The organism is Bacillus sp. FSL R5-0422, assembly GCF_038610765.1.
GTDB lineage: Bacteria > Bacillota > Bacilli > Bacillales > Bacillaceae > Bacillus > Bacillus pumilus_O.
Genome location: NZ_CP152014.1, coordinates 1,545,486 through 1,559,762, shown reverse-complemented (window position 1 = coordinate 1,559,762; position 14,277 = coordinate 1,545,486). Strand labels below are relative to the sequence as shown.

General features: G+C 41.4%; 15 protein-coding genes. All 15 read right to left on the bottom strand.

What is annotated here, in order from left to right:
- Positions 1 to 28 precede the first annotated feature (28 nt).
- On the bottom strand, positions 29 to 1,726 hold the full coding sequence (locus tag MKX52_RS07860; protein WP_012009985.1) for a proline--tRNA ligase: 1,698 nt from the start codon (positions 1,724 to 1,726) through the stop codon (positions 29 to 31).
- Positions 1,727 to 1,805: 79 nt separating this feature from the next.
- The gene (gene rseP, locus MKX52_RS07855; RefSeq protein ID WP_144469847.1) at positions 1,806 to 3,071 is read right to left on the bottom strand and encodes an RIP metalloprotease RseP; all 1,266 of its coding nucleotides are present in this window, start codon (positions 3,069 to 3,071) and stop codon (positions 1,806 to 1,808) included.
- Positions 3,072 to 3,077: 6 nt separating this feature from the next.
- Positions 3,078 to 4,229 (bottom strand): 1-deoxy-D-xylulose-5-phosphate reductoisomerase, encoded by a 1,152-nt coding sequence (dxr, locus tag MKX52_RS07850; protein ID WP_012009983.1) that lies wholly within the window; start codon positions 4,227 to 4,229, stop codon positions 3,078 to 3,080.
- A 38-nt stretch (positions 4,230 to 4,267) separates the two neighbouring features.
- Positions 4,268 to 5,062 carry a phosphatidate cytidylyltransferase gene (locus MKX52_RS07845; RefSeq protein WP_041815514.1) on the bottom strand — a complete coding sequence of 265 codons (795 nt, stop codon included), beginning with the start codon at positions 5,060 to 5,062 and terminating at the stop codon, positions 4,268 to 4,270.
- Positions 5,063 to 5,074: 12 nt separating this feature from the next.
- On the bottom strand, positions 5,075 to 5,857 hold the full coding sequence (locus tag MKX52_RS07840) for an isoprenyl transferase (RefSeq protein ID WP_012009981.1): 783 nt from the start codon (positions 5,855 to 5,857) through the stop codon (positions 5,075 to 5,077).
- 129 nt (positions 5,858 to 5,986) lie between these two features.
- The gene (gene frr / locus MKX52_RS07835; RefSeq protein ID WP_012009980.1) at positions 5,987 to 6,544 is read right to left on the bottom strand and encodes a ribosome recycling factor; all 558 of its coding nucleotides are present in this window, start codon (positions 6,542 to 6,544) and stop codon (positions 5,987 to 5,989) included.
- Between the two features lies 1 nt (position 6,545).
- Complete coding sequence (gene pyrH, locus MKX52_RS07830) at positions 6,546 to 7,268, bottom strand: UMP kinase (RefSeq protein WP_003210919.1); 723 nt, start codon at positions 7,266 to 7,268, stop codon at positions 6,546 to 6,548.
- A 134-nt stretch (positions 7,269 to 7,402) separates the two neighbouring features.
- Positions 7,403 to 8,284, bottom strand: coding sequence for a translation elongation factor Ts (gene tsf, locus MKX52_RS07825; RefSeq protein WP_012009978.1), 882 nt, complete (start codon positions 8,282 to 8,284; stop codon positions 7,403 to 7,405).
- Positions 8,285 to 8,376: 92 nt separating this feature from the next.
- Positions 8,377 to 9,111, bottom strand: coding sequence for a 30S ribosomal protein S2 (gene rpsB / locus MKX52_RS07820; RefSeq protein ID WP_003212093.1), 735 nt, complete (start codon positions 9,109 to 9,111; stop codon positions 8,377 to 8,379).
- A 155-nt stretch (positions 9,112 to 9,266) separates the two neighbouring features.
- A complete protein-coding gene (locus tag MKX52_RS07815; protein WP_012009977.1) occupies positions 9,267 to 9,806 on the bottom strand; it encodes a hypothetical protein in 540 nt (179 codons plus the stop codon).
- 21 nt (positions 9,807 to 9,827) lie between these two features.
- Positions 9,828 to 10,595 carry a FliA/WhiG family RNA polymerase sigma factor gene (locus MKX52_RS07810; protein ID WP_012009976.1) on the bottom strand — a complete coding sequence of 256 codons (768 nt, stop codon included), beginning with the start codon at positions 10,593 to 10,595 and terminating at the stop codon, positions 9,828 to 9,830.
- Positions 10,596 to 10,619: 24 nt separating this feature from the next.
- Positions 10,620 to 11,120, bottom strand: a complete 501-nt coding sequence (locus MKX52_RS07805) for a chemotaxis protein CheD (protein WP_003212153.1) — start codon at positions 11,118 to 11,120, stop codon at positions 10,620 to 10,622.
- On the bottom strand, positions 11,120 to 11,746 hold the full coding sequence (locus MKX52_RS07800) for a chemotaxis protein CheC (protein WP_088001443.1): 627 nt from the start codon (positions 11,744 to 11,746) through the stop codon (positions 11,120 to 11,122). The genes MKX52_RS07805 and MKX52_RS07800 overlap by 1 nt, the downstream gene beginning before the upstream one ends.
- A 12-nt stretch (positions 11,747 to 11,758) precedes the next feature.
- Positions 11,759 to 12,220, bottom strand: coding sequence for a chemotaxis protein CheW (locus MKX52_RS07795; protein ID WP_144469850.1), 462 nt, complete (start codon positions 12,218 to 12,220; stop codon positions 11,759 to 11,761).
- A gap of 24 nt (positions 12,221 to 12,244) precedes the next feature.
- Entirely contained in the window at positions 12,245 to 14,275 is a 2,031-nt protein-coding gene (locus MKX52_RS07790) for a chemotaxis protein CheA (protein ID WP_144469851.1), read from the bottom strand.
- Between the last annotated feature and the right edge of the window lie 2 nt (positions 14,276 to 14,277).

The following is a 14,277-nucleotide window of genomic DNA, read 5'->3' as shown; positions in this document are numbered from 1 at the left end:
GAGGTACCTTCATTTTTTTGTTCGTTTTTTACGCTTGGCGTATAAATGAAATCAGCTCATCAACAGATACTTCATGTGATTCACCTGATTTTCTAAACTTCACTTCAACGATGCCTTCTTCTGAACGTTTTCCACAGCTAATGCGAATTGGCAGCCCAATTAAATCACTGTCTGCAAATTTCACGCCTGCACGCTCCTGTCGGTCATCGAATAGTACGTCAAAACCCTCATTTTCTAAACGCTCGTACAACGTTTCAGCGAGCTCTTTTTGAGCATCGTTTTTCATATTTAATGCAAGGAGGTGAAGGTCATATGGCGCAACAGCTTCTGGCCAAATAATTCCTTTCTCATCGTGATGCTGCTCTACAATCGCTGAAAGCGTTCTAGAGATACCGATACCATAGCAGCCCATAATCATTGGCTGCGCCCGGCCATTCTCATCCAGGTACGTCGCATCCATTGATTCAGAATAACGAGTGCCTAGTTTAAAGACTTGTCCTACTTCAATCCCCTTGGCAAACTGGATTGTGCCTTCTCCATCTGGAGAAACGTCTCCTTCTTGAATGAAACGAAGGTCTGTGAATTCTTTCACTGACACATCACGCGCAGGATTAACATTGACATAGTGATAATCCGCTTCGTTTGCACCTGCGACAGCATTTGTCATGCCTTTAACTGTAAGGTCTGCATAAATATCGACTTCTGCTTCCAGCTTTACTGGGCCAACAAATCCAGGCTCTGTTCCAATGACTTCTAGTACTTCTTCGCGAGTAGCCAGCTCTACAAGCTGTGCTCCTACTAAGTTTTTCACTTTCACATCATTTACTTCATGGTCGCCTCTCGTCAGGATGAGGACATACGCATCGTCTGCTTTAAACAAAACAGACTTGATACAAAGAGAAGGATCAACATCTAAAAATCCAGCGATGTCTTGAATCGTTTTTACTTGCGGTGTATGAACTTTTTCAAGTTCTTTGAAGTCCGCAGGATTTGCTTCTTCTCCTTGATAGACAGCTTCAGCCATTTCAATGTTCGCAGCATAGGAAGATGTATCAGAGTATGCGATTGTATCTTCTCCTACTTCTGACAGTGCCATAAATTCATGTGTATCTTTTCCTCCCATTGCACCAGAATCTGCAATGACTGGTCTAAAATTAAGACCTACTTTTGAGAAAACATTGGAGTAAGCTGTAAACATCTTGTTGTATGTGTCATCAAGGCTTTCTGGTGAAGAATGGAATGAGTACGCATCCTTCATAATAAATTCACGTCCACGCAGCAACCCAAAACGCGGTCTCTGTTCGTCACGGAATTTTGATTGAATTTGATAAAGAGTTAAAGGAAGCTTCTTATACGATTTCACTTCGCTACGTACAAGTGATGTAATCACTTCTTCGTGCGTTGGGCCAAGTGCGAACTCGCGGCCATGACGATCTTTCATACGCATCAATTCTGGGCCGTATGTATACCATCTTCCTGACTCTTGCCACATTTCTGCCTGTTGCAGCACTGGCATTAACAGCTCAGCTGCTCCTGCCTTTTCCATCTCCTTGCGAACGATGGATTGAATATGCTGAATGACTTTATGAGCAAGCGGCAGATAATGATAGATTCCGCTTGTATTTTGTCTTATGAACCCAGCTCTTACTAAGAGCTGGTGACTTTTTGCCTCAGCATCTGCTGGCACCTCTCGAAGAGTTGGTATGAAAGTCAGGGATTGTCTCATGTCGTTACACCTCATTTATGAAATAGGACTTCTCACAAAAACTCTTGTTTCCCGTAATGAGAAACAAGAGACATTGGTTTTATAAAAATAATCGCTGGATGTCATTCCACGTAACCACTAGCATTAACAGCATGAGGAATGCAACACCGATAAAGACAACAAGTGCTTCTTTCTCACGATTAATTGGTTTACCGCGAATGGCTTCAACAAACAAGAAGAGTAAACGTCCTCCGTCTAGTGCAGGAATCGGCAATAAATTCACGATACCTAAGTTGATACTAAGGAACGCCGCAAACTGCATTAATGTTAACACACCTTGCTTAGCTACTTCTCCTGTCATGTCATAGATCCCAACAGGACCTGCTAACATATCTAGTGAAAATTGTCCTGTGACAATTTTTTGCAAGTTCGTTAAAATCAGACCTGCTGTTGAAACCACAGTCGTTCCTGAAGATGAAATAACCTTCAAAAATCCATTTTCCGTTGGCGGATAAGATCCGAAACGGCCAATGTTTTTCCCGTCTGCTTTCACAGCTTCTGGTACAACCTGTACAGTGCTTTCTTTGCCGTCTCGGTCAATGACGACATTCATTTTTTTCTCAGGGTTCTTTTGAACGGTTTGAACGACATCTGTCCAAGAATCCATTTTATCCCCGTTAATGGACACGATGTGGTCTCCCTGCATGAGTCCAGCTTCTGCCGCTCGGCCGTCTTTCGTCAGCTTACCGAGTACAGGATCATCAACGGTGACCCCTTGAATAAATCCTAAAGCAACTAAAATCACATACGCCAAGATAAAGTTCATAATCGGTCCAGCTGCGATCGCTTTAATACGCTGCCATACCGTTTTTGATCCAAATTGACGATTGTATGGTGCGATTTGAATTTCTTCACCATCTGCAATATAAAAACTTGTTTGACTGACATTGTAACCAGTCAAAATATCTTCATTTCCAGCTTCATATCCTGAGATTCTCATGGCGTGATCTAAATCAATCTGCTCCACTTCGATGACAAGTGCATCAGGATATTTTTCTTTATCATTTAAAATGATTTTTTCTACTTCATTTTGCTCATTGAATAAGAGCCCCACTGTATGACCTGGTTTAATTTCAATGACTTCAGGGTCCTCTCCCGCCATTTTAACAAATCCGCCAATAGGGAGCAGTCTAATGGTATAAACGGTTTCCTTTCGTTTAAAGGAGAAAATCTTCGGCCCAAAACCAATTGCGAACTCACGGCATAAAATCCCCGCTCGCTGCGCCATAATTAAATGGCCAAGCTCGTGGAAAAAAACGAGCGTTCCAAAAATAATAATAAACGCAATCACTGTATTCACGAACATACCACCTTATGTGAGGATTGATTGAACAAAGTCTCGTGTCTCTTTGTCCACTTCATGGATATCTTGCAAACTAGGCGTTGAAATCACATGATGTCTGTTCAGTGCCTTTTCAATCAATTCTTCAATTTGCAGGAACGTTACTTTGCCTTTCAGAAAGGCATCGACTGCCATTTCATTTGCTGCATTGAGCACAGCAGGCATTGTCCCTCCTATTTTACCTGATTCATAAGCAAAATGTAAGCAACGATACCTGTCAAAATCCGCTTTTTGGAAATTCAATTGTCCAATCTCCCAAAGGTTCAATGATTTCGCTTCTGGTAATGGCGCCCTGTCAGGGTATGTGAGTGCATATTGAATGGGCACTCTCATGTCAGGTGTCCCTAACTGAGCCATGACGCTTTTGTCGTGAAATTCCACCATCGAATGGATAATGCTCTCTTTATGTAACAGCACATCAATTTGTTCATATGGTATATCAAACAACCAATGCGCCTCAATGACCTCGAGCCCTTTATTCATCATCGTCGCTGAATCAATGGTAATTTTCGCTCCCATTGACCAGTTTGGGTGGTTCAGTGCTTCTTCAACCGTAACACCTTCAAGTTCAGTTCGTTTTTTATCTCGGAAACTACCACCTGAAGCTGTCACGATTAAGCGTTCAATGTTTTTAGCTTGTTCACCTTGCAGGCATTGAAAAATAGCGGAATGCTCACTATCGACAGGAAGTAAAGGTACATCATATGTTTTCGCGTACTCTTTTACTATATGACCAGCTGTCACAAGTGTTTCCTTATTTGCAAGTGCAATTGTCTTTTTTTGTTCAATGGCCTTTAATGTTGGAACAAGCCCGACACTTCCGACAAGGGCATTGACCACAACGTCCACTGCATCATAAATTGCTGCTTCGATGTTGGCTTCATCACCAGCAGCCATTTTGACATCGTATTCAAATGAATGACCTTTTAGCGTGTGATAGGCCTCTTCACTTAAGCATCCGACAAATTCAGGCTGAAACTGTTCAATAATTGGTATGGCCTTGTCTACATTCCGGCCAAACGTCATGGCTTTCAGCTTAAATTTGTCTGGGTGCTGCCTAATCACATCTAATGTTTGTTCTCCAATTGATCCTGTTGCGCCTAATAGCGAAATATATCTCAAATTGCCACTCCTTCTCTCGTTCAATAGTTTCTATGAGGTTAGCTGGCAAACGTTGCGAGCAGTAAATATAAAAACGGCAGAACGAATAAAAAGCTATCAAACCTGTCCAAAATACCGCCATGTCCAGGGAGGATTGTCCCTGAATCTTTCACGTCGTAATGACGTTTTAAAGCAGATTCCACAAGGTCGCCAAGCTGCCCAAAGATACTGAGCAAAAGCGTAATAAACATAACAAGCAGATATGATGGCAAAAATCCTGTAACCGCCTGAAACACAAATGACAACACAACCGCTGTGACGATTCCACCGATAAATCCTTCTACTGTTTTGTTTGGGCTAATCTCTGGCCAGAGCTTTCGTTTCCCCATCGATTTCCCAATGAAATAGGCACCTGAGTCAGTGGACCAAATAATCACTGCTGCGAAGAAGATCGCACTCATGCCATATAAGCCTCTAATTTGGATAAAATAATAGAAACTGACGCCAATATATAATGTCGCTAAGATCACAAAAGCAACCTCATCGAATGTGAAAGAGTTTTTGCTCAACACTGTATAAGTTAAAAGAATTAAGACTGCAAATAAAGCAATCTGCATTTTTGATGCGTCTACGTTCGGGAAGAAGCTGTTCTCTCCGCCCATTAAAAGCCAAAGCAATATTAAGCTGACAATACCGGGAATACTGAAAATCGATATCTTTTTCATTCTTAGAAGCTCAAAGAGAGCGACGCTTCCCATTAAGTAAATCAGCAGGGTAAATGGCATCTGTCCATATATAACTGCAAGTAAAAAGACTGCAGCTGCCAACACACCCGTCAAAATTCTTTGTTTCATCTGCACCACCCTCTAAATTCCACCGAACCTCCGGCCGCGGCGCTGGTATTCTCCGATAGCGCCTATAAGATGCTCATCAGAAAAGTCAGGCCATAGCACATCCGTAAAGACAAATTCGCTGTACGCAATTTGCCAAAGCATAAAGTTGCTTAATCTAATTTCTCCACTTGTGCGAATAAGCAAATCCGGATCTTGAAGAGATTCTGTCATTAAATAAGCTGAAAACATCTCTTCTGTGATGTCTTCTGCTTGAAGCTTACCTTCTTTGACTTTTTCAGAAATTTGCCTGCATGCGGAGACGATTTCTGTGCGTCCTCCATAGTTGAGCGCAAAATTCAAAACGAGTCCGTCGTTATTCGTCGTACTCTTTACTGCGTTCTCTACCGCTCTTTTCGTGTGCTGCGGGAGGCCGTCTGGATCACCTGTTAAGCGCACACGAACATTTTCCTCGATGAGCTCGGGCAGGTAGATGTTCAAAAATTCTTCAGGAAGTTTCATTAAAAAGTCTACTTCTAGTTTTGGACGTTTCCAATTTTCCGTAGAAAAAGCATACAAAGTCAGCACTTTGACATTCAGCTCATTTGCAAGCTTTGTCATGCGCTTGACGACTTTCATTCCTTCATGATGTCCTGCTACCCGTGGAAGAGCACGTTTTTTCGCCCATCTTCCGTTCCCATCCATGATAATGGCGATATGTTCAGGAATTTCTCCATTTAATATATCTTCTTTTGTCAGACTTTCTAAGTTGGAAGCTGCAGTTTGCTGATTCTTCCAATTTTTGAGTATATTGAGCATGAGATTCCTCCATCACCCAAAAAGGTTGCGTTTCCGCTAATAATATAGTCACCAACAGTATTAACAAAAAAACCCCCTGTAAACATGAAGAGGGTCTTTTCACTATTATCTATTGTACATAGTTTTTTCTTAAACTTCCATGATTTCTTTTTCTTTATCTTTCATCACGTCATCAATTTTAGCGACATATTCATCTGTCAATTTTTGAACATCCTCTGTTGATGATCTTAATTCATCTTCAGTGATCTCACCATTTTTCTCTAGCTTTTTCAACTCATCGTTTGCATCACGACGAACATTACGAACAGCTACTTTTGCTTCTTCTGAATATTTTCTTACAACCTTCACAAGCTCTTTACGTCTTTCTTCTGTTAGTGCAGGAATTGCAATACGGATCACATTTCCGTCACTTGTTGGCGTGATGCCAAGATCAGATTTTTGGATTGATTTTTCGATATCACCGATAGCTGTTTTATCATAAGGTGTGATAATTAGCATACGTGCTTCTGGCACTGTGATTGATGCGATTTGGTTTAGTGGTGTTTGTGCACCGTAATAATCAACCGTCACTTTATCAAGCAATGAAGCATTTGCTCTGCCCGCACGAACAGTTGCAAGTTCCCGTCCGTATGCTTGAACGGCTTTTTCCATTTTTTCTTTCGTTTGGTTCAATACTTCTTTTGACACGTTATTTCCCCCTCACAATCGTTCCAATTGATTCGCCATTTACGGCACGTTTAATATTTCCTTCTTCCATAATAGAGAATACGATTAATGGAATGTCATTGTCCATACATAATGAGGACGCAGTAGAATCCATTACTGCAAGCCCTTCTTTTAGCACATCAAGATATGAAAGCTTGTCATATTTTACTGCATCCGCATCTGTACGAGGATCAGCACTGTAGACACCGTCTACATTATTTTTCGCCATTAAAATGACATCTGCTTCAATTTCTGCTGCACGAAGTGCTGCCGTTGTATCTGTAGAGAAATAAGGGTTACCAGTACCTGCAGCAAAAATCACGACACGTTTCTTCTCAAGATGACGGATCGCTTTTCTTCTTATGTATGGTTCTGCAACCTGTCTCATTTCGATAGAGGTTTGTACCCTAGACTGAATGCCAAGCGTTTCTAGGCTGTCCTGTAGCGCGAGCGAATTCATCACTGTTGCTAGCATGCCCATGTAGTCTGCTGTCGCACGGTCCATTCCTAAGTCACTGCCTGTCTTACCGCGCCAAAGGTTTCCTCCGCCTACAACAACTGCAACCTCAACATCAAGCTCTGCAATTTCTTTTACTTGCTTTGCAATTGAATGAATGACAGTTGGGTTAATTCCATTTCCAGCATCACCTGCTAGTGCTTCGCCACTTAGCTTCAGTACAATGCGATTATATTTCGGTTTGCTCATGATAACCTCCAAGTGTAAACTATACCGTCTCTTATTATGCGTAAGAAACTGCCTTTTGTAAATCAATATCCTCTAAAAAATAGGGAACACAGTGCTTGTGCTCCCTAAAAAAGCCCCAGAGAGCTTTTCAAACATTATTTTTTCACTTGGCTCATAACTTCTTCAGCAAAGTTGTCTTGACGCTTCTCGATACCTTCGCCCACTTCATAGCGAACATAAGTTTGAATGCTTGCGTTTTTCGCAGCTACTACTTGTTTCACTTTTTCATCTGGGTTTTTAACGAAAGCTTGGTCAAGTAAGCAAATTTCTTCGAAGAATTTGTTTAGACGGCCTTCTACCATTTTAGCTACGATGTTTTCAGGCTTTCCTTCTTGTAGCGCTTGCTGTGTTAATACTTCGCGCTCACGGTTTGCTTCTTCTTCTGACACTTGGTCACGAGAAATGTATTTAGGGTTTACAGCAGCAACGTGCATTGCGATGTCTCTTGCAAGCTCTTCGTCAGTTGTTCCGTTAAGAACAGCTAACACACCGATGCGTCCGCCCATGTGTAAGTAAGAACCGAATGCTGCGTTATCTTCTTTTGTGATAACAGAGAAACGACGTAGAGTGATTTTCTCTCCGATTTTCGCAATTGCAGATGTAATATGCTCTTCAACTGTTGAACCGTTTTCCATTTTAGAAGCATGAGCTTCTTCAATTGTTGCAGGTTTAGCAGCAAGCAAATGATCAGCAAGTTCGTTAAGAAGTGATTGGAATCCTTCGTTTTTCGCAACGAAATCAGTCTCAGAGTTCACTTCTAGGATCACGCCTGTGTTGCCATCAGTTTTGATAAGAGTTAATCCTTCTGCAGCAATACGGTCTGCTTTTTTCGCAGCTTTTGCAATTCCTTTTTCTCTTAGAAGATCGATTGCTTTGTCGATGTCACCATCAGTTTCTGTTAACGCTTTTTTACAGTCCATCATACCTGCACCAGTTTTTTGACGCAGTTCTTTAACTAATTGAGCAGTAATAGCCATTTTACATTTCCTCCTTCTTATGTTAAAACACGGATTACTAGGTGAAAAAAAGGTGATAAAAGGCATTTCCCTCTTATCACCTTTTGAATAGGTTACGCAGTTGTTGTTTCAGTTTCTGTCGTTTCTTCTACAACAGCTTCTTCTTCGCCTTGTTTAGACTCAAGAATCGCATCTGCCATTTTAGCAGTTAGAAGTTTTACAGCACGGATTGCATCATCGTTTGCAGGGATCACAACATCAATTTCGTCTGGATCACAGTTTGTGTCAACGATACCGATGATTGGGATATTCAATTTACGAGCTTCTGCAACTGCAATACGCTCTTTACGAGGGTCGATAATGAAAAGTGCATCCGGAAGACCTTTCATGTCTTTGATTCCGCCTAGGAATTTTTCAAGACGTTCTAATTCTTTTTTCAGTTGAACGACTTCTTTCTTAGGAAGAACATCGAATGTACCGTTTTCTTGCATTTTTTCAATATCTTTTAAACGTTTGATACGTTTTTGAATTGTTTCAAAGTTTGTTAACGTTCCACCAAGCCAGCGTTGGTTCACATAGAACATACCAGAACGGATTGCTTCTTCTTTCACTGAATCTTGTGCTTGCTTTTTCGTACCAACGAAAAGGATTTTTCCTCCGTCAGCAGCAAGGTTTTTCGTGAAGTTGTAAGCTTCCTCTACTTTTTTCACCGTTTTTTGAAGATCGATGATGTAGATACCGTTACGCTCTGTAAAGATGTAACGCTTCATTTTTGGGTTCCAACGGCGTGTTTGGTGACCGAAGTGAACACCAGCTTCTAGCAATTGTTTCATAGAAATAACTGACATGTTGTTGCCTCCTAATATAATGGTTTTTTTTCCTCCGCTCAAGTCATGTTCACATAAAACTGCGCCACGGCAGCACCTTCATACGAATCATTAAGCGTGTGTATTTAACACCAAGAAATAATATAACACATGATGGACTGACAATCAAGAATCCTTTACAGCTTTCCGCTAAATTTTAATAAAAGCTCGATTTCTGTCTTGCCCGTTTTCAGTTCTTTCGCTATTTCTTCTAGCGAATGTCCTTTGTCATATAAGGTCTTCACCTGATCCTCGAATGTTTCTTCTATTTCACTTTCAGAAGGCACAGAAGCTTCTGATTCAAGATGTGGAACGGGTTCGTTTACCTTCTCTTCCTGCACTTCAACTTCGCTAAGGAGAGCTGACAAGTGCTCTGGTACTGGATCTTCACTTTCTACCGATTGCTGGGATTCAATTGGTGTTTGTGGCTGCTTTGGTGTCTGAAAATCCGATTTCAGCTCTTCAGCAGAAAAATCAGGGGAAGCGGCTGCCACTTTTGATAGTTTGTCATTCTCTTCTTTGACTTCCATCAAAAATGCAGCCAGGGTATTTTCCGTTTCTTCTAGAAGTTCTCGCTGCTTTTGTTCAGTTGCCTTCAGCGAATTCATTCTCGTATATAAAATGATCACAAAATAAATAAGTGCAGCATGAAGCATGAAGCTAATCAGCCATAACATATTTTTTCACTCACTAACTCTTTAAGATTGAATGGCTTTATCAAGCAGATGCTTAAGCTTGAACAATGCCTTAGAATGAATTTGCGAAATGCGTGAGGTCGATAAATTGAGCACGTGACCGATTTCCGTTAACGTCAGTTCCTCTTTATAGAATAGACTGATCACGAGCTTTTCTTTTTCCGATAGCTCGGTCATTTTTTCAGCAAGCTGTTCTATTAATTCATCTTTTAGCATCTTCTCTTCAGGTGTCACAGTTTTCTCGTCACGAATCATGACTTGGACGTTTTCACCGTCTTCTTGATCATGAAGCTTCTCGTCGATTGAAAGCAGATTTGCAAAGAAACCTTCATTCATTGTTGTGACAACATCCTGTTCACTCATGCCAAGTTCCTCTGCCACTTCTGTCGGCGTCACATTTCGTAAATAGCGTTGTTCAAGCTTTTCAATCGCCGCTTCTACTTTTTTTGTCTTTTCTCTTGATGTACGAGGCAGCCAGTCCTCTTTACGAAGACCGTCGATGATGGCCCCGCGGATTCTGAAGGATGCATATGTATCAAACTTCAGATCTCTTCCGGGGTCAAATTTTTCAAGGGCATCATATAAACCGAGCATCCCTAGACTGATCAAGTCTTCTTTATGCACTGACTTCGGGAGACCGATGGAAATTCTTCCAACATGATATGTGACGAGCGGCATATAGCGGCGCATAAGATCATCTCCAGCAGCTGGGTCCTTCCACTCTTTCCATCTAGCCCATAGCGCCTGATCTTCGTAATTTAAGGATTGCATCTTTCTCCCCCTATACTTCCTTAGTTATATCTTCATAATGCCTTGCTTCACAGTGCGGATCTCAAGCTCTGTCGTAAGCGGATCAAATTCAATCGTACGACCATTGTTCCCGCCCGTATCCTCACTAATGATCGGGATGCGATAAAGAGACAAATGTTCTTTAACAGCTGATACATTTCTAGGTCCAATTCTCATGAGATCATTGGTTGACTTAAATTTAAACATTTCTGCGCCACCAGCAAGTTTTGCCTTTAGCGCATGTTTGCGCGCTCCTTCTTTAAGGAGCAGATCAATTGTATGCTTGACACCTGTATCTGCATATTTAGCCAAGTTCTCCACTGCCCCTTTTGCAAGGGATGAGTCTGGAAGCATGACATGGACAAGACCTGCCAGTTTTTTTTCTTGATCAAACAGAACAAGTCCTACACAAGAACCAAGTCCGGATGTCCGAATGCGGTCCGGTGTTTTCACAAGCTGAACATCCGCTATACCAACCTTTACAACTGCCGGAATCTGAACGTTCATTACAGGTTACCTAATGCTTTGAATAGTTTTTCAAACGATTCAAAGTCTGGTAATAGAAACATATTTCCTTTCAGCTCTTGCTTATTTTGATCATCAAAAATCGATGTATCAATCACAATTGCCTGATCACCTAAAGGACTAAATTGCATTAATCCTTCGCTAATGACAGCTCCGAACATATCGAGCGTAACATCTGGAACACTTGGGTGAAGCTGCAATTTTGTTAAATCGGCAAGGGCTGATAAATAAGAGCCCGCTAAAATATTTCCCAGCTCGTGAAGTGCTGAAGTTCCCATCACATGCTCGTGAATAGTATCAATATCAAATGCCGGATCTCGTACAAGCTCTCTTACAAATTGCTCTGCTTGCTCAAAGGGCATAATGAAAAAGATTGAGCCAGATAAATCTCCTTCCATTCGCAGGAAAATGCTTGCAACTGGGAGGTCTGCACCGCCAAAGAATTCCATTAACTCTTCAAACGAGAGAACCTTGACAAATGGAACAGCCATATCTATTTTGCGATCCAATAGGCTGGCAAGAGCAGACGCGGCGTGGCCTGCTCCAATATTCCCAACCTCTCTTAATACATCCAGCTGTTCATCTTTTATTTCATTGAAAATGCTCATTTCACATCCTCCTTAATGAACAGGTGCATCTTGAACACTCTTGTCGAGGACAGCACCAGGATGAATGATATTAAATAGACGCTGATCATGCTTAATGATACCTGTCACCCATGATTGCCCTTCTTTTTCTGCTGATTCAGGAGAAGATTCTACTTCTTCTTGATGGACTGTAATGACATCATTCGCTTCATCAACAATCCAGCCGACTTCAATGTCACCAACTTGTACAATAATCATTCTTGTTTCATCTGTAATTTCGTTGTCACTTGATCCAAGTCTCACTCTAAGATCGATGACAGGCGTCACGACACCACGCAAATTAATAACACCGCATATATAAGGGACAACGCCAGGGACTCTTGTCGGCTGCTGCCATTTTTCAATGGACTTTACTTCTGATACTGAAATGGCGTATTCTTTTTTGTTTACGATAAACACAATCATCTTTTCGCCAGTTTGGATATCTGTACTCATTTCAGACCGCTCCTCTATTGTTTTTTACTTGATCAGTGCATTACAGTCAACGATGAGTGCCACTTGACCATCGCCTAGGATTGTTGCGCCTGAGATCGCAAACACGTTTGGCAAGTAATCTCCTAGTGATTTCAATACAACCTCTTGCTGACCAATAAATGAATCGACCACAAATGCTGTCAGCTTATCTCCTTTACGGACAACGATGATGTGCAGTTCTTCCTCTAATTCATTCGCATTTGGTACGTTGAATTGTTTCTTCAAGTACACGACCGGTACGATAAATCCGCGGAAATCAATCACTTCACGATCATGCGTTTGAAGGATGTCGCTTTTCTTAATGACAGCCGTTTCAATAATAGAAGAAATCGGAATCGCAAATGTTTCCTCTTCCAGTTTCACAAGAAGGACGGAAATAATCGATAATGTAAGCGGAAGCTGGATCGAGAATAGTGAGCCCTGTCCTTCTGTTGAGTTGATACTCACAGATCCGCCTAGTGATTCCAGCTTGTTTTTCACAACGTCAAGACCTACACCGCGGCCTGAGATGTCAGAAATCGTATCAGCTGTAGAGAATCCTGCTGCAAGGATCAATGAATCAATTTGATGATCTTCAAGCGTTTCTGCTTCTCTTTCTGTAATAACCCCGCGCTCTAATGCTTTTTCAAGCACTTTCTTACGGTTAATTCCGCCGCCATCATCTTCTACTTCAATGAAGACGTGGTTTCCGCTATGATACGCCTTTAATAGAACGGTACCTTTTTCTGGCTTGCCTTTTTTCACACGTTCTTCTGGCGACTCGATTCCGTGATCTAAACTGTTTCTAAGTAAGTGTAAGAGCGGATCTCCAATCTCGTCGATAACTGTTCGATCAAGCTCTGTTTCAGCACCTTCAATAATCAGTTCAATTTTCTTATTCAGCTCTTTTGTCAATTGACGAATCATACGAGGGAATCGGTTAAACACCGTTTCCACAGGAACCATTCTCATGTTCAAGATGATCGATTGCAGATCCCCAGAAATACGTGTCATTCTTTCAACCGTGTCTGTCAGTTCATTATTTTCTAATTCTTTGGCAATCTGTTCTAAACGTCCTCTGTCAATCACCAGTTCTTCAAACAGATTCATGAGAGAATCGAGACGGTCAATGTTGACCCGAATCGTTTTTGTTCCGCCGGCAGCTGCACCGTTATTGCCATTTGCTTTTGGCGCATCGTTTGCTGGGGCTTTCGCAGCAGGCACAGATACTTCTTCTTTTTCCTGTTCAGGTTTTGCCTCTTGTTTTTCAACTGGAGATGCTTCTTCAAATGCAGAGACTTCTGAGATCTCAACTTGTTCAACTTCTGAGATCGTCATCACAATTTTCTTCACTTCGTCCATTGGTTGTTTAGATAAATAAGAAATACTGAATTCAGATTCGAAATCTTCTGATTCTAAAAGTTCTGCATTTGGAACTGTTTTAACGACCTCGCCTGCTTCGTTCAGTCTTTCAAAAATCATATAGACACGAACCGCTTTTAATAAGCATGCGTCACTTAATGTGACATTGAGTTCATAACATTTAAAGCCTTGTTCCCTCGCTTCATCAAGCACTGTTCGTTCAAATTCGTTATAGTCTAAGTCGTTAGCAGAAGTCGGTGATACATCCGCAGTTTCAACACTAGGAGCTGCCTCAGCATGGCTTCCTGTCACATCTAGTTTTTTACTAATCTCTGTGACATCGCGTTTCCCATCTCCGCCTTCTGCAATTGATTGAACCATTGCTTCAAGGTGATCAAGCGCTTCAAACATCGTGTCCATCGACTCAGGTGTGACAATCATTTGTTCATTTCGAATGGCATCAAACATGTTTTCTAAATGATGTGTTAGCTGAGCCATATCAGCGTAGCCCATCGTTGCACTCATGCCTTTCAATGTGTGAGCGGCTCTGAATATATCATTCACTAGCTGCAAGTCGGTTGGGTTCTTTTCTAAATCAAGAAGTTTTTCATTACAAGTTTGTAAGTGTTCTCTGCTTTCATCTAAAAAGATATCTAAGTATTGGTTTACATCCAACG